Genomic DNA, 16399 nt, shown 5'->3' with positions numbered 1-16399 from the left:
TCGTCCCGCCGGAGGTGAGGCCGCCGCTGCTCGGTCGCAAGCGGCGGCCTCACCTCCGGCGGGACCGAGCTGCCGAACCGGTATCGGCGAGCCCAGCGACCGCTCCCAAGGCCGGTTCGCTGGTTGTTGGAGGCTGGCGACGAGCTAGTCGTCGAGCCGGCGTGGGAGAGGATGGGTCCGGGTCACCCAGCCTCGCACCTCTGTGCCGACAGCGCCACCGAGGCGCGAGTCTGGGTGACCCGGGCGGGGCCATGTGTTGCACCTCTTTCGTGCTGCTCGACTGCTCTGGTGCCACACGGACCGACGACGCTCGGAGGCTGTCGTCCAGGCGAGGTCGGGCGCCGGAGGCGGTGGACTTCGGCCTGAAGAGCGATCCGGCGGTCCAGTATCCACGAGTCAATTCGTAATGGTCGATGACGTTGCCGATCGGTTGTCCCGGCAATCGCCTGCGCTTCCTCCGCAGCTACTCGACCTCGCGGGCTGTCCCCGGCCGTGCTGGGCGAGCGCCCAAACCGCGCGCCGCCTACCGGTCGGCTCATCTAACTCGTAAGAGGACGCTCGTACCACCGGCCCGTTATTCCTTTGTCCGCAGGCGTTGCGCGTCACGCACGGTCCACCACAGCAGGCCGACAAACGGCACCGTGTAGAAGAGCGTCCCGCCGACTGCGTACGCGGTGCCGCTCTCAGGCCAACTGTCGGTGAGGGTAGACACAACCGCGACCACCGTGCCGACGGCGAAGAAGAGGGTGGCCAACCACAGGAGCCCCCGTCCGGCCCAAACGATCAGCATCCGGTTCTTGGCCCGCTTCGCAGCCGCCTCAAGGTCGCGGATCGTCGCCATGCGAACGAGCGTGCCGTCGCTGAGGTACGTCCCTCTGGCTAAGGGATGTCTCGTAACTCGGCGGTGGGTCCATGGTGGATCATGTTCTGGTGCAGGTGATCACGGCGGCTCGCCCGGAGTGGATCTTCCCGTTCACCGGGCTGCAGCCCGCCCAGTTCCGCAGGCTGGTCAGGCTGGTCGCCGAACGTGGCGGGGACGCCATCGCCGACGGGCGGCCGGGCCGGCAGTGGTCCCTCGACCTCGCCGACCGGGTGCTGCTGGTCGCCGCCTACTGGCGCACGAACCTGACCATGCGGCAGATCGGCCCGCTGTTCGGGGTGTCGCACTCCGCCGCCCACCGGGTCATCGACACCCTCGGCCCCCTGCTCGCCCTGGCCCCGGTCCGCCGACGCCGGATCGAACAGATCGCCATCGTCGACGGCACCCTGGTCCCGACCCGGGACCACCGGCTGGCCGCCCCGAGCAAGAACTACCGCTACTCGACGAACCTGCAGGTCGCCATCGACGCCCACACCCGCCTGGTCGTCGCGTTGGGTGACCCGCAGCCGGGCAACCGTAACGACACCATCGCCTACCGCACCTCCGGCATCGACCAGAAACTGGCCGGACGGCCCGTCATGGCCGACGGCGCCTACCGCGGCAACCCCGAGGTGATCATCCCGTACCGCAAACCCACCGACGGCACCGAACTACCCGACTGGAAGAAGGACCTGAACAAGCACCACCGCACGATCCGGGCGCAGGTCGAACACGCCCTGGCCCGCATGAAGACCTTCAAGATCCTCCGGGACTACCGACGCGCCGCCAGCACATTGACCGACACCGCTTCCGGCATCGCCCACCTCCACAACATCATCCTGCTCGGATGACACCGACACCGTTGACCGGCAACGCCATCACCGAGTTACGAGACATCCCTTAGCCACTGGGCCATATGGTGCGCGTCCCCGGGGATCAGTCTTTGGGCCACGGCCAGCCCTACAACGGCACGTAGTCCAGCGCCGAAGCCGACCAGGTAGGCCGGTGACGGCCGGAAACCGGCTTCGGCAGCGCCGTCAGGCTCGGCGTGGACACCCAACGATCGCGCCGCCATGGGCAGCCACCGCAGGAGAGAGCCGTCGGGTGGCGTATCTCCCACCGACATACTTCGCCAAGCCTCCCGCCACGGCTGGAGCCAGGACCGTACGTCGAAGTTCGCGGCCATGAGCGCCTCGATTGCGTAGAGCGGAAGCTCGGTAGCAAGACGCCGCGCATCCACTTCCGCGCGCTCCTGTTCGGAATGCCAGTACAGATTCTCCGCACTGGCCGGGTGGACGGTCGACGCGCTCCTCGGTTGGCGCGATGGGGACATCGGCACAGTGACGGACGGGACACTCGACGGCAACGACGGTGGGGACAACCGAGCGGTGACAGGCGCTGTGCTTCCGGCAAGCCGAGCAGGGGCGGTAGACCCCTTGTTGTCGAAGCGAGCGGGGTATGGGACGTAGGGGCGGCACAGTGGAGCGTCTCCATCCCCGATCCTATGGATGCCGAGGACCGTGCTCGCTCCGGCTCGGTCCTGGGCCGCGACGAGGACGGCTGCCCGTCCGTCGGTGGCTAGGCGGAACATCCGTCGTGCTTCTGCCTTGAACGCCGCCAGCGGCTGGACCTCGTCGGCATCCCGGGGCACCGCGTGCAACACGGACGCCGCGTCCAGCACCAGTAACTGACCACCGCCCAGCGGCGCCAGCCCGGTGACGTCCGGCCCGAGGGAGAACTCGCGCTCCACCGGCTGGCCAGGCCCGGACAGGATGGACACCCGGGTGCCGGTTGCGACGGCACACCTGCCGTCATCCAACCAGGCTGCCGCCACTACTGGAGAACCCGACGAGGGCAATGGGTGGTGCTCCTCCTCGCCGAGGCTTCCGCCCAGCCGAATCAGGCTCGGAACGCTGGCCTGCCCTGCCTTCGACCATCCCGGGTCGAAGCACCAGACTGACCCGTCCGGACCTATCAGGAGCCGGCCGCAGTGCTCGTGCGCGCTGCCGCTCGCTATGGCACTCACCACGCCATCGTGGTAACGGCCGACACCGTGCGCCCGCGCCAGCAGCAGGGAACCGTCGGGAAGTCGCAGGGCCGCATCGCTGCACCCGCCCACCCCCGTCTCCCACCGCGCTTGACCGGTGGCTAGGTCGACGGCGGCAACACCCTCGTCGAGAGTCACCAGCACGGTTTCCGGTCCGGTTGCGCTGAGCCCGAAATACGGTGACTCTGCAACCTCCAGAAACGCGCCGGCTCCTGACGTCAGCGGGGGCAGAAGGAGAGGATGATTCGGGCCGGCCGAGTGCACGGTGAGGGCGGCCGGCTTCCGATCGAGCAGCCGGTGCAGCGGCGCGTGTGCCTCCCCCTTGAACGCGGCCGCGTCTACCACGAGGTCAAGGAGTTCCTGCGGCGGCACGAAGCCGCTGAGCATCGCCTCCCAGTGGGTGCGGTCGAGCAGCACAATGTCCAGCCGCCTTCCCCTGACGACCTCGTCAAGCGCCTCTGCCGTGTAGCCCTCCATGGCAAGAAAGACTCCTGCGACGCCGACCATGCGCTGCTCGACCCGTCGTTGCAGCTTCGCGATAGGCCCGGTACCAGTCTTCTGCCGCTCCCACTTCGCCTCGAGGATGAACGGGCGGCCCGCGTGACGAAATGTCACGTCCAGCTCACCGACGGAACGCTGGTCAGCCTTTGCCGGTATGCCGAAGACAGTCAGCAGCTCCGCCACCAGCCCGTTGAAGCGCTGTCCGCGCTTCTGTGGAGTGAGCCCGCCGTCGAGCCGGTCGAGCGCACGGTATTCAGCGACGAGGCGTCGCCACCGTGACGGATCGTTGAGCACCCGTACACTCTGCCGTAACGACCGACTTGCTGCCAGGCCCTTCGAGGTGAAATCCGTACGGTCGCGCAGCGTCAGCAGACATCAGAGGCAGGAGCGCCAAGCAGGCAGGGCTGGGAGCGCTGCCCGAGCAGCGCGGGTCGCGCTTCGGCATTACGCCGACCGGCTACCGTCGGAGACGGACGCGTTCTAGTGGCTCCGGAGGCTCCATCCCGGGGTCGAGCAGTTGCGACCAGCAATCTGGTAGCGCAGCGCTTCGCGAATGTCCCACAGCAAAGGCCGGGCCGTTGTCGTCGCCCACCGACCAGCCAGCGGCCAGTCCGGGCGGTGTCGCCCCGCTCGTCGGCCTGGTCGGCAAGCTCGATCATGGTTTCTTGGCTGTCCCGAACCGCCGACCGCAACAGCCCCGAGAACACCACCTCCTAAGATCATCGATATTTTGCATACATGATCTCTACAACATTGACTACCTTCCGTCACCACGAATGTGAGACAGGCCGAGACGCCACACTCCCCGCGAGCACTTGCGTGCTCGACAGCGGCCGTAGCGATAGCGTGGTCAGAGTTGTCGTCGTGTATCGCCGAGCAGTTCGAGGTCGATGCGGTACCAGGTCTCGCCGATGATGACGTGGAGTTCCGGGCCGCGGCAGAAGGTACGGGCGCGGCGTATCTCCATGCCGTCGGGCAGGACGAGCCGGATCTGCTCACCGGCGGCGGTCACCGTTGCGGCTTCGGTCTGGAACGGGGTCACCAGGTCGTACTCGGGTCCGTAGCCCGAGAGGAACGCACCGGTGACGCCGTTGGTCAGCAGGGCGTGAGCGCCGCGGTACGGAGCTCGGCCGTGGTCGGTCGGCGTGTCGGCGGTGACGGAGACGAGGTGGAACGGGGTGTAGGCGCAGGTCCATGCTGTCTCCTCGGCCAGGTTGAGGGCGTAGCAGTCGAAGATCTCCGGCATCGCGGGTCGCTGCGGGTAGAGCCAGTCGGGTTCGAGGGCCGCGGTGAAGCGGGCGAGGCCATGTGTCTGGGGTCCGCTGCCGGCCATGGCCTCATCGAAGTAGCCGGCCCAGATTGCGCCGGCGGGGGTGGTCAGCACGTGCGCGATCGCGTCGCCGAGGTCACCGTGGCGTTCGCGATGCCCGTCGCAGGTCCAGACCTCGGCGTTGACGCCCCCGTGGTTTCGGGCTCGGACGAGCAGGATGCGGTCGCCGGGCAGGGGCTGTACGAAACTGGGTCGGATGCACCCGTCGAGTTGCACGGACCGGGCCGCCTGTCGGCTGCCGTCATGGATGGTGACCAGACGCCGTCCGGAATGCTCTCGGCTGGCCCAGACGGCGAGAGCGCGGTGGTCCGGGCCCACGCCGACCGTCTCGGGTGTCCGCGCCCACTGCGGGCCGGTCCGGTGCGGGGTCAGATAGCCGGCATGGCGCAACGGTACGGCGGGGAGCCGGAGGACTTCCAGCCGGCGGTGCCGGCTTTCCTGTTCACGCTCACGTCTGGTCTTGGGCACAGCAGCGGTTCCTCCTGATCGTTACACGGGTCGGTTCGTCTTGACGGCCCTGCGGCGGCCGGTCAGATGGGGGCGGCGGTGATCTGGGCGCGGGTGGCCATGGCTTGCTGCAGCAGGTGTTCGTCGGCGCGCATCTCCGCGTCGGCGTCGCCCAAATGCACCGCGACGCGGTGCCGGGAGGTGATCAGACGATCGAGTACGGGGATCACCGGCCGGGCGTGTGGGCCCATCGCGGCGAGGGCCTTCATGGCCGGTGGCGCGAACGTGTCGTCGTCGAGGTACTGGGGAAGCGTGCTCAGAAGCGTGGGAGCGGCGGGCGGGCCGTGGTGACGCCAGTAGGCGGTCGCCGAGCTGGCCTGCATCCGTCCCGGCTGGGTGAACAGGTGGTTCAGCTGCCGGACCTGCCGATCCGTGAGGCCACCGTGCTGGGCCAGCCAGTCGAACAGGTCCGGGGCGATGCGACACCGGCGCGGCCGTTCCGGGCGGGCGTCGAGGTAGTCGTCCGCGATGCGCCGGTCTCCCGTGATCGTGAGCAACGCACGAACGGCGAGATCCGCCGCCGCATCGCTCGAAACGGCGTACCGGCGCAGAAGCGGCACCGCCGGCGCGGCCGCCGCGCCGATCGCTGCGAGCGCACCCACCACCGGCCGTGCCTCGGGCAGGACATCACGCTGCATCGCGTCGGCGAGCCGGGCAGCCAGATCGGGCACCGCGTCCGCCGCATGCGGGCCAAGCGCTGACAGCAGACGCACCGCTACGCGTGCGGGACACCTGTGCCGGTGCGGTTCCTCGCGGCAGGGCCCGGGGTGGCCGGCCAGCACCTGCCGCGCCACCTGAACCAGGCCCGTCGGATCCGGTGACGCCGCCGCCACCGTGGCGAGCGCGTCACCGAGCCGAGAAGGCGGATCGTCGTCGCCCAGTAGACGCAGCAGCTCCGGAACCGCACGAGGATCCCCGACGCAGCCCAGAGCCACCGCGACCTCCGCCGACACGGCCGGCTCGACCAGCATCCGCGTGAGCTGATCAGCGACCAGACGCGTAGCGGTCAACGAAGCGCACACCACGCCGACAGCCGCGGTCCACACCGCCGAGGCCCGTTGCGTGAACACGGCCGACAACACCGGTGCCAGGCGGTCCGGAGCAGCCCGCCACGTCCGCATCGCCTCCGCCGCGATCGCCAGGCCCGCTTGACGAACGCACTCCTTCTCACCCGCGCGAACCAACTGCCCCACGGCGGCGTAAGCATCCTGCTCCCGATCCCTACGCCGCAGGACGATCGCCCACCACTCGCCCGCACGCCACGAGATCCGTCCGCCCTCCCCACCGAGTGCGTCGGCAGCCGGTGCCAAGTCCCCGCGAACTGCGGCGTCCAGCCTCGGCCAATCGGTCGGGTCGGCAGTCAGCAAACCGGCACAGGCACCGAGGAAACGCACCGCCGGATGGTCGTCGCGCCGCATGCGATCGACCAGGTCGACCCACCGGCCGCCGTGGTCGCTCTGCTGCAGCATCCGAAGCCACAATGCCTCCGCCAACGCCGTACGCGTGACCGGATCAGACGACCCGAACAGCAGCAGCGTCCCCTCGTCCGCGCCGGCCGCCGCCACGAACAACCAGGCCGCCGCACGCCGTACCCGCTCATCGGGATCGCCGAGGGCAACCGCCGCGGCGTCAGCGGCTGCCGGCCACAGACCCTCCTGCGGACACAGATCGGCAAGGACCGCCAGAACCATCAACCGGACATCGGGAGAACCATCGGCAACGCGAGCCAGCAGATGGCGTACGACCACGCCGCCACGGTCCAACTCGGCAGCCTCGAACACCCTCGACCGCGCAGGAGCGTGCCTGGCGACATCACCCGCGCGGAGAGCATCGTCCAACCACGCCAGATCCGCCGATCCATCCATCGGCGCCGGCGCGGTCATCGCATGGGGCGGAGGCCGCCCTTCACATCAGACACGACCCAGATCATGGAGCACCGCAGCAGGACACGCAACCGACTACCACCGGTGAGGTTCCCCCGGTGGCTCGGAGGCTTTCGATCATGCTCTGATAGAGCTGAAGGGAGTCATCCGTGGCTGCACCGAAGAAGTACCCCGATGAGCTGCGTGAACGTGCGGTGCGTTTGTATCGGGAGTCGGATCCGAAGCCTGTGATCCGCCAGCTGGCACGCCAGCTTGGGGTGCATCACGAGGCGTTGCGCAACTGGATCCGCCAGGACGAGGCCGACCGAGGTCAGCGCGGCGACCGGCCGACGACCGCGGAGGTGGAGGAGCTGTGCCGGCTGCGGCGGGAGAACGCCGAGCTGAAGCGGGCGAATGAGATCCTGAAAGCCGCGTCGGCTTTTTCGCCTCGGAACTCGACCCGACCCGGCGACGGTCGTGACGCTCGTCGACGAGCTACGCGATCGCTTCGGGGTCGAGCCCGTCCTCCGGGTCCTCAACGTCGCCGTTTCCACCTACTACGGCTGGCTCGCCCAGGCCGCCAACCCGTCCGCCCGCCGACGCGAGGACGCCGATCTGGCGGTCGAGATCGCCGAGATCCACGAGGTCTCCGGCGGCACCTACGGCAGCCCGCGGGTGCACGCGATGCTGCGCCGCCAAGGCCGCCAGGTGGGTCGCAAGCGGGTGGAGCGGTTGATGCGTACCGTCGGCCTGCAAGGCGCGTTCCTGCGCAAGAAGTGGCGTATCCCCTCGACCCGGTCGAACCCGAAGGCGACACCGGCGCCGGATCTGGTCAACCGGCAGTTCACGGCCGCGGCGCCGAACCGGTTGTGGGTCGCTGACGCCACCCGCATCCCCTGCGGTGAGGGGGTGTTCTGGCTCGCCGCGGTGCGGGACGTGTTCTCCAACCGCATCGTGGGCTGGCGGTGCTCCGACCGCTGCGACACCGACCTGATCCTCGGCGCTCTGGAGTACGGCATCTGGTCCCGCGACGTCCGCGACGGCCAGCTGATCCACCACTCGGACAGGGGGTCGAACTACACGTCGTTCCGCTTCGCCCAACGCCTGGCCGACAACGGGATCCTGCCCTCGATGGGGTCGGTCGGGGACTCGTTCGACAACGCGCTGATGGAGAACTTCTGGTCGACGTTGAAGATCGAGCTGGTCTACCGCAACTCGTGGCGGACCCGGGACGAAGCGGAGAACGCGATCTTCGCCTACATAGATGGGTGGTACAACACCCGCCGCATCCAGAAAGACCTCGGCTGGCGATCCCCAGACGAGTACGAAACCGTCTGGCACACCCACCAGTCGCAGCACGACGAACCAACTATCGTTCAGCCTGAGCCCACCGGCGCCAGGTAACCAACCCTCCGGCAAACCGGGGGAACCTCAATGGATTGCCGACGAGTGCAGCCGATCCACGGTCAAGAACAGCCTCGCCGTGCTGGTCCGGGTCATGCAACAGGCCGTACGCGACGGCATCATCTCGCGGAACCCCGCCCAGGTCACCGGATGGCAGCGCGAGTACCAGCGGGCAGAAGACGAGTTGGACGACCCGCGCACGCTGGCGCTGCCGCACTGGGAAGCTCTGACAGGGCTCGCCGCCGCCTTGGTCGAACGCTCCGCGAACGGCTTTCCCGGATGGGGTGACGTCACGGTCTTCGCCGCGTGCACGGCAGCGCGCATCGGCGAAGTCTCCGGCGTCCGGGCCGAGGACATCAACCGCGAAACGTGGATGTGGACGGTACGTCGACAAACCACACCAGGGCCCGGTGGCCTGATCGACAAAGGCACCAAGGGAAAGCGAGCTCGCCTGGTCCCGCTGATCGAAGAGGTGCGACCGATCGTCGCCCGCCGCCTGGACTCGGTCACCGAGCCACAGTCTCGACTGTTCACCGGGCCGCGCGGAGGACGGATCAGCACCGCCGTACTGCGCGACGCCACGCACTGGGATGAGGTGGTCACAAAGCTGGGCTACGAACACCTACGCCGGCACGACCTGCGACACACCGGGCTGACGTGGATGGCTGACGCCGGGGTGCCGGTGCACGTGCTTCGCAAGATCGCCGGACACGGGTCGCTGACCACGACACAGCGCTACCTGCACCCCGACCGGCAGTCGATCACCGACGCGGGAACGGCACTCAGCGCCCACTTGAAGGCACGCCGGTCCCCAAGTGGTCCCCAGCTACGCGCCGTCTAGATCAGGAAACCTCTACCGCTCTAATACGAGTTAGAGGCCGTTGACCAGGGCGTAAGCCCCGGTTGACGGCCTCTTTTCGTGCTGTCGGGACGGCCGGATTCGAACCGACGACCCCTTGACCCCCAGTCAAGTGCGCTACCAAGCTGCGCCACGTCCCGATGCTCCCGCGAGGCACTTGCTCCCTGCGACAGCCGGTACAGCTTAACGCACGATCTTCCGCACGCACGCATCGGCCCCGCCCTCGATTGCCGACCCACACCCGCCAGGGCATCCTAGGAGGATAGGGGGAAGCTTCTCCGAAGGGCGGTGGTCGGATCTCGGGCCCCACGCGCCCGTGGGGCGTGTCAGATTGGCCGGGCGGGCACCACTCGCTGGGCCTGACCATGCCAGGCCGCCCATGCTTCCCGCCTGGGCCCCGGCGCTCCGCCGCCCGCCGCGCCTCCACCACCCGCCGCGCATTCTCGCCTGCCACGTCACGGCCCTTCTGAACGTGGACAGTTGCCGTTCATCCGCGACATCCGCGACGACAACTGTCCACGATCACATCGGCAGGGGTTTGGCGGCACCGGCGGGAGCAGGGGCGTGCGGGGTGCGGGGTGTCCTGGCCGAGCATGCACGGGGGACGTAGGGACGCAAGCCCGGCCCCGGCTCGAAGGACAGGCAGGACCGCGCCGGCCCGGGATTAGGACGCGAACGGCACGTTGAGCCAGCTGAAGACGCAGACGGCACAGCAGCCGGACGTAGACGTAGACGGCACGCCACGCCAGACAAAGGCACAGACGGGCACACCAAGGCACCGGGCAGACGCCCGGCCCCGCTACGCGGGGCCGGGCGTACCCGGCGGCAGGTGGATCAGCGAAAACGGCAAGCAGGCAGGGCCGAGGGGAACAGGGGGCGGTGCGCCGTCAGCCGTGCGCCTTGCCCCGACCGCCCGGACCGAGCTTCTTGCGCGGGCGTACCGAGATCTCCACCGGGCTGCCCTCGAAGCCGAACTCCTCGCGGAGCTTGCGCTCGACGAACCGCTGGTAGCCGGCGTCCAGTGGCGCGGTGGTGAAGAGCACGAACCGCGGCGGGGCGACCCCCGCCTGGGTGGCGAAGAGGATCTTCGGCGCCCGGCCGCCGCGCACCGGGTGCGGGGTGGCCTGCACCAGGGCGGTCAGCCAGGAATTGAGCTGCGCCGTGGGCACCCGGGTCTCCCAGCTCGCCAGGGCCTTCCGCAGCGACGGGGCGAGCTTGTCGACCGCCCGGCCGGTCTTGGCCGACAGGTTGATCCGCAGCGCCCAGGGGATGCGGCGCAGCTCGCGCTCGATCTCCTTGTCCAGGTAGTACCGGCGGTCGCCGTCGACGAGGTCCCACTTGTTGAAGGCGATGACCAGGGCCCGACCGGCCTCGGTGACCATGGACAGGATCCGCTGGTCCTGCTCGCTGATCGGCTCGCTGGAGTCGAGCAGCACCACGGCCACCTCGGCGGCCTCGATCGCCCCCGCGGTGCGCAGGCTGGCGTAGTACTCGGTGCCGCTGGCCTTGCCGACCCGCTTGCGCAGCCCGGCGGTGTCGACCAGTTGCCAGGTCTCCCCGCCGATCTCGACGAGGCTGTCCACCGGGTCGACGGTGGTGCCGGCGACGGAGTCCACGACCGCCCGCTCCTCGCCGGAGAACCGGTTGAGCAGGCTGGACTTGCCGACGTTGGGCCGGCCGACGAGGGCCACCCGGCGCGGGCCGCGAGGGCGGTTCTCCACGATCGTCGGGGCCTCCGGCAGCGCCTGGAGGATCCTGTCGAGCAGGTCGCCGGAGCCCCGGCCGTGCAGTGCCGAGACCGGGTGCGGCTCGCCGAGGCCGAGCGACCACAGCGAGGTCGACTCCATCTCGATGGTGGTGTTGTCGGCCTTGTTGGCCACCAGGATGACCGGCTTGGCGCTACGCCGCAGCATCTTGACGGCGGCCTCGTCCACGTCGGTGGAGCCGACCATGGCGTCGACCACGAACAGCACCACGTCGGCGGTGGCGACGGCGATCTCGGCCTGCGCGGCGATCGCCGCGGCGCGGTCCTTGGCGTCCGGCTCCCAGCCGCCCGTGTCGACGACCGTGAACGCCCGGCCGGACCACTGGGCGTCGTAGGGGACCCGGTCCCGGGTCACCCCGGGGATGTCCTCGACGACCGCCTGACGCCGGCCGATGATGCGGTTGACCAGGGTGGACTTGCCGACGTTGGGACGGCCGACGACGGCCACCACCGGCACCGGCCCGGTCGGCTCCTCGGTGTCCGCGTCCGGCTCGCGCAGCTCCACCCAGCCCTCGTCTGTGGTCACGCCACGCCCCGCTCGGTCAGCAGCGCGCGCAGCCGGTCGACGACCTGGTCGATGCCCAGCTCCGTGGTGTCCAGCACCACCGCGTCGGCGGCCTGCTGCAACGGGTCGGCCTTGCGGGTCGAGTCGAGCCGGTCGCGACGGGCCAGGTCGGCGGCGGTGGCGGCCACGTCGGTGGCGTCCTCCGCGCTGCGCCGCTGGGCGCGCGCGGCCTCGGAGGCGGTCAGGTAGACCTTCAGGTCCGCGTCGGGGGCGACGACCGAACCGATGTCGCGGCCCTCGACGACGATCCAGCCGGCCTTCGCGATCAGCTCCCGCTGCCGGGCCACCAGCAGGGCCCGCACCGACGGTACGGCGGCCACGGCGGAGACCGCGCCCGTGACCTCGGGGCCCCGGATCTCGGCGTCGACGGTCACGCCGTCGGCGGTCACGGCGTACCCCTGGGGGTCGGTGCCGATGCGCAGGTCGACCTCGGCGGCGACCTTGCCCACCGACTCGGCGTCGGTCAGGTCGACCCCGGAGCGCAGCACGGCCCAGGTGATCGCCCGGTACATCGCACCGGTGTCCAGGTAGCGGGCCCCGAGGCTCACGGCGAGCCGCCGGGAAACGGTGGACTTACCCGAACCGGACGGCCCGTCCACAGCGACCACGCAGCGCCCGGCCCGTACGTTTTCCTCCACCGTGATCCTCCTCAGCCCGTGCCTCGCGGGGCCCGGCGGCCCGTCGCGAGCGGTTTGTCGTCGTCGTCAATCATGCCCGCGGCCCGTCGAGGGGCTGCGCGCGACGCCGTCGGTGGCGACCCACGCCACCGTGCGTCCCGTCCGGGACGTCACGGAAGCCTACCTGTTGGGGTACCCCGTCCTACGGGGTCAGTCACCCACCGCCTTGAACAGGGCGGCGACCTCGGCGTTGGTGAGCCGCCGGGTGCGGCCGGCGCGCAGGTCGCCGAGGCGGATCGGCCCGATCGAGGTACGCACGAGGCGCGACACCGGGTGCCCGACCTCGGCGAGCAGGCGTCGGACGATGTGTTTGCGCCCCTCGTGCAGGGTCAGCTCCACCTGGGCGGTCTTGCCCAGGGTGTCCACCACCTTGAAGGAGTCGACGGTGACGGGGCCGTCCTCCAGCTCGACGCCGGCGGCCAGCCGCTTGCCGAGGTTGCGTGGGATCGGCCCGGCCACCTCGCACAGGTACGTCTTCGGCACCCCGTACGACGGGTGGGTGAGCCGGTGGGCGAGGTTGCCGTCGTTGGTGAGCAGCAGCAGGCCCTCGCTGTCGGCGTCGAGCCGCCCGACGTGGTAGACCCGCTGCTCCACCCGGTGGCCGACGAAGTCGGACAGGGCGGTGCGGCCCTTCTCGTCCGCCATGGTGGAGACGACCCCGCGCGGCTTGTTCAGGGCGAGGTAGACCAGCCGGGTGTCGGCCTGGAGGCGCTCGCCGTCGACGAAGATGACGTCGCGGGTCGGGTCGGCCCGGTCGCCGAGCTGGGCCACCTTGCCGTTCACGGTGACCCGGCGGCGGAAGATCAGGTCTTCGCAGGCGCGGCGGGATCCCACGCCGGCGGCGGCCAGCACCTTCTGGAGGCGTTCGGCCCCCTCGAAGACGGGCGCGTCGGTCTTGGGGGCACGGTCATCGCGTCGCATCGGCAAGCTCTTCTACGTTGTCGGGGAGGAACGGGGCGAGCGGGGGCAACTCGTCGACCGAGTTCAGCCCCAGCTTCTCCAGGAACATCGTGGTGGTCCGGTAGAGGAAGGCGCCGCTGTCCGGTTCGGCGCCGCACTCCTCGACCAGCCCGCGGGAGACCAGCGTACGGAGCACCCCGTCGCAGTTGACACCCCGGATGGCCGAGATGCGCGAACGGGTCACCGGCTGCCGGTACGCGACCACGGCGAGGGTTTCCAGCGCCGCCTGGGTCAGCCGGACCGACTGCCCGTCCAGCACGAACCGCTCCACGTACGTGGCGTATTCCGGGCGGGTGTAGAGCCGCCAGCCGCCAGCCGCCCGGCGCAGCTCGAAGCCGTGCCCGGCGGCGGTGTAGCCGGCCGCGATGTCGTCGAGCAGCGGGCCGATGCGCTCCGGGGACTGTTCGAGGACCTGGGCCAGGGTCAGCTCGCTGACGGGCTCGTCCACCACCAGCAGGATGGCCTCCAGCGCCCCGCGCAGTTCCGCGTCGTCGAGCGCGGGGGCCGGCGGGGGTACGGGAGCGGCCCGCCGCCGCGAGGCCCGCTGCTTCCGCTCCCCCGCGGTCCCGCTCTCCCCGGCACCCGCGCGTTCCCCCTGGTCCCGGCTTTCCGCCTCGACCCGGTTTCCCGCCTCGACCCCGGGCGTGCCGTTGTCCCCGGCCTGGCCACCGTCGCCGGCCTCGCCACCGTCGGCCCTCTCGGCGGCCTCCGCCGCCTCCCCCACCAAGGAGATCTTGGAAGAATCCGGCCCCTCCGTGGGCCGTTCGTTTCCAAGATCTTCCCGGGCGGCCGGCGGCGGGGCGGGGGGTTCCGGTGGGGCGGGGGGACGGGGGCGGTTCCAGGGCGGGACCCAGGCGGCGGCCTGGTCGGCCAGGGAATCCCGGCGCTCCTCGTCACTCATCGCGCTGCTCCTCGCCGTCCATGGCCTCGCCGTCCATGGCCTCGCCGTCCACGGCCACGCCGTTGCCGTCCGTATCGTTGCTCGTGCCCGGCTCGGGCGGGGCGCCGGCGTACTCGTCGACGTGCAGCTCGGTGCCGCCGTCGGCGGGGCCGGTCCAGCGGACGGTCAACTCCTCCAGGGCCTGTTCCTGCACGAAGGACACGAGGCCCTCCCGGTACAGCTCCAGCAGCGCCAGGAACCGGGCCACCACCTCCAGGGTGGCCTCGCAGTCGGCGCAGAGCAGGGAGAACGTGGCGACGCCGGCCCGGCGCAGCCGCTCGGCGATGATCCCGGCGTGTTCCCGGACGCTGACCCGGACCAGGTGCACGTGCGCGATGGACACCTCGGGCACCGGCTTCGGCGTCATCGCCCTGACCGCCAGCTTCAGCAGCCGCTCGGGACCGATGCCGAGCACCAGGTCGGGCAGCGCCTCGGCGTAGCGGGCCTCGAGGGTCACCGCCCGGGGGTAGCGCCGGCCGCCGACCGCCTCCAGCTCGGCGATGTGCGCGGCGGCCTCCTTGAACGCCTTGTACTGCAGCAGCCGGGCGAAGAGCAGGTCCCGCGCCTCCAGCAGCGCCAGGTCCTCCTCGTCCTCGACCTCGGCGGTGGGCAGCAGCCGCGCCGCCTTCAGGTCCAGCAGGGTGGCGGCGACCAGCAGGAACTCGCTGGTCTCGTCCAGGTCCCACTGGTCGCCCATGGCCCGCAGGTAGGCGATGAACTCGTCGGTGACCCGGTGCAGGGCGACCTCGGTGACGTCCAGCTTGTGCTTGCTGATGAGCTGGAGCAGCAGGTCGAACGGGCCGGTGAAGTTGTCCAGCCGGACGGTGAACCCGGTGGACTCCCCGCCCGCGCCGTCGCCGGCCGGGCCGCCGCCACCGGCCACGCCAGCATCACCGCCACCTGCCACGCCACCGGAACCGGCCACAGGGGGCGGCGGTGCGGCGGGCGGGTCCAGGGGCGGCGCGGTCACCGGACGACCGTAGTCCACGCCCCGGGCACCGCGACGACAAGGCCGCCCCGGACGACGAGGTCACCCCGGGCGACAAGGCCGCCCCGGACGACAACAAGGCCACCCCGGCGGCGCGCGGCCGCCGACCGCTGGTGCGTACCCGGCCGGGGACGCGCGCGCCGACGACGGGCCACCCGGCCTACCGCTCCGCCTGCGCGGCGATCACCTCGCGGGCGAGCTGCCGGTAGTTGCGGGCACCCGACGACGCCGGGTCGAGGGTGGTGATGGGCGCCCCGGCCACCGTCGACTCGGGGAACTTCACCGTCTTGGTGATCACCGTCTGGTAGACCTTGTCGCCGAACGCCTCGACCACCCGCTGGAGCACCTGCCGGCAGTGGGTGGTGCGGCTGTCGTACATGGTGGCGAGGATGCCCTCCAGCTCAAGGTCGAAGTTGAGCCGCTCGCGCACCTTGTCGATCGTGTCCAGCAGCAGGGCCACGCCCCGCAGGCTGAAGAACTCGCACTCCAGGGGGATGAGCACGCCGTGCGCGACGGTCAGCGCGTTGATCGCCAGCAGGCCGAGGGAGGGCTGGCAGTCGATGAGGATGTAGTCGTATTCCTTGCGGATCGACCTGAGCACCCGGGCGAGGGCCATCTCCCGGGCGACCTCGTTGACGAGCTGTATCTCGGCGGCGGAGAGGTCGATGTTGGCCGGCAGCAGGTGCAGCCCCGCCACGTCCGTCTTGATCAGGACGTCCTCGGCGGTGACGTCGTCCTGCATGAGCAGGTTGTAGACCGACAGGTCGAGGTTGTGCGGGTTGACGCCGAGGCCCACGGAGAGCGCGCCCTGCGGGTCGAAGTCGACCAGCAGCACCTTGCGGCCGTATTCCGCGAGCGCCGCGCCCAGGTTGATCGTGGTGGTGGTCTTGCCGACGCCGCCCTTCTGGTTGGCCATCGCGATGATCCGGGCCGGCCCGTGCCGGTCGGTGGGCATCGGCTCGGGGATCGGCTTGCGCATCGTGTAGGCCGCCGGGTCCGCCGGCCCGAGGTCCGCCCCGAGCGTGGCCTGCTGCTCGCGGAGCTCCGTCGTCCAGGTCTCGGCACGGTCACCGTTGCCAGCCATGTCCTCGTTGCCCCCTCCCGACGACCACCTGGCGTCGGAGCCGTCCGACGT

General features: G+C 70.4%; 11 protein-coding genes, 1 tRNA gene and 3 pseudogenes. 4 read left to right on the top strand and 11 right to left on the bottom strand.

Annotated elements, in window-relative coordinates:
* Positions 1-574: 574 nt before the first annotated feature.
* Positions 575-841: a hypothetical protein gene (locus TK50_RS26665; protein WP_043968113.1), complete on the bottom strand. Its 267-nt coding sequence runs from the start codon at positions 839-841 to the stop codon at positions 575-577.
* Between the two features lie 89 nt (positions 842-930).
* Between TK50_RS26665 and TK50_RS26660 the strand changes: the two genes are divergently transcribed.
* The gene (locus TK50_RS26660) at positions 931-1710 is read left to right on the top strand and encodes a transposase family protein (protein ID WP_082106342.1); all 780 of its coding nucleotides are present in this window, start codon (positions 931-933) and stop codon (positions 1708-1710) included.
* A gap of 35 nt (positions 1711-1745) precedes the next feature.
* Here TK50_RS26660 and TK50_RS32360 read toward each other — a convergent pair whose 3' ends face one another.
* The 3 genes from TK50_RS32360 to TK50_RS26640 form a co-directional block, all read right to left on the bottom strand.
* Positions 1746-3701: a restriction endonuclease gene (locus TK50_RS32360; RefSeq protein ID WP_144420400.1), complete on the bottom strand. Its 1956-nt coding sequence runs from the start codon at positions 3699-3701 to the stop codon at positions 1746-1748.
* Between the two features lie 556 nt (positions 3702-4257).
* On the bottom strand, positions 4258-5205 hold the full coding sequence (locus tag TK50_RS33935; RefSeq protein WP_144420399.1) for a hypothetical protein: 948 nt from the start codon (positions 5203-5205) through the stop codon (positions 4258-4260).
* Positions 5206-5267: 62 nt separating this feature from the next.
* Complete coding sequence (locus TK50_RS26640; protein ID WP_144420398.1) at positions 5268-6992, bottom strand: hypothetical protein; 1725 nt, start codon at positions 6990-6992, stop codon at positions 5268-5270.
* Between the two features lie 284 nt (positions 6993-7276).
* Between TK50_RS26640 and TK50_RS35750 the strand changes: the two are divergent.
* The 3 pseudogenes from TK50_RS35750 to TK50_RS26630 all read left to right on the top strand — a co-directional run.
* A pseudogene (locus tag TK50_RS35750) lies at positions 7277-7492 on the top strand (transposase); the annotation flags it as partial.
* A gap of 79 nt (positions 7493-7571) precedes the next feature.
* Positions 7572-8510, top strand: a pseudogene (locus TK50_RS26635) (IS3 family transposase); the annotation flags it as partial.
* Between the two features lie 31 nt (positions 8511-8541).
* Positions 8542-9351 (top strand): annotated as a pseudogene (locus TK50_RS26630) (tyrosine-type recombinase/integrase); the annotation flags it as partial.
* 84 nt (positions 9352-9435) lie between these two features.
* On the opposite strand, the gene TK50_RS26625 reads toward TK50_RS26630, so the two are convergent.
* From TK50_RS26625 to TK50_RS26595, 7 genes are all read right to left on the bottom strand, one after another.
* Positions 9436-9509 (bottom strand) — tRNA-Pro (locus TK50_RS26625).
* A 747-nt stretch (positions 9510-10256) separates the two neighbouring features.
* A complete protein-coding gene (der, locus tag TK50_RS26620) occupies positions 10257-11660 on the bottom strand; it encodes a ribosome biogenesis GTPase Der (RefSeq protein WP_043968105.1) in 1404 nt (467 codons plus the stop codon).
* Positions 11657-12337: a (d)CMP kinase gene (cmk, locus tag TK50_RS26615; protein WP_043968103.1), complete on the bottom strand. Its 681-nt coding sequence runs from the start codon at positions 12335-12337 to the stop codon at positions 11657-11659. The genes der and cmk overlap by 4 nt, the downstream gene beginning before the upstream one ends.
* A 189-nt stretch (positions 12338-12526) precedes the next feature.
* Positions 12527-13297, bottom strand: coding sequence for a pseudouridine synthase (locus TK50_RS26610; protein ID WP_043968101.1), 771 nt, complete (start codon positions 13295-13297; stop codon positions 12527-12529).
* The gene (gene scpB / locus TK50_RS26605) at positions 13284-14237 is read right to left on the bottom strand and encodes an SMC-Scp complex subunit ScpB (protein ID WP_144420397.1); all 954 of its coding nucleotides are present in this window, start codon (positions 14235-14237) and stop codon (positions 13284-13286) included. The genes TK50_RS26610 and scpB overlap by 14 nt, the downstream gene beginning before the upstream one ends.
* On the bottom strand, positions 14230-15246 hold the full coding sequence (locus tag TK50_RS26600; RefSeq protein WP_082106843.1) for a segregation and condensation protein A: 1017 nt from the start codon (positions 15244-15246) through the stop codon (positions 14230-14232). Before TK50_RS26600 ends, scpB begins: the two co-directional genes overlap by 8 nt.
* A 178-nt stretch (positions 15247-15424) precedes the next feature.
* Positions 15425-16348 carry a ParA family protein gene (locus TK50_RS26595; RefSeq protein ID WP_043968099.1) on the bottom strand — a complete coding sequence of 308 codons (924 nt, stop codon included), beginning with the start codon at positions 16346-16348 and terminating at the stop codon, positions 15425-15427.
* Positions 16349-16399 lie beyond the last annotated feature (51 nt).

The organism is Micromonospora haikouensis (assembly GCF_000876225.1).
Lineage (GTDB): Bacteria > Actinomycetota > Actinomycetes > Mycobacteriales > Micromonosporaceae > Micromonospora > Micromonospora haikouensis.
Note: the sequence above shows the minus strand (reverse complement) of the source record. Positions and strands in the feature narration are given on the sequence as shown.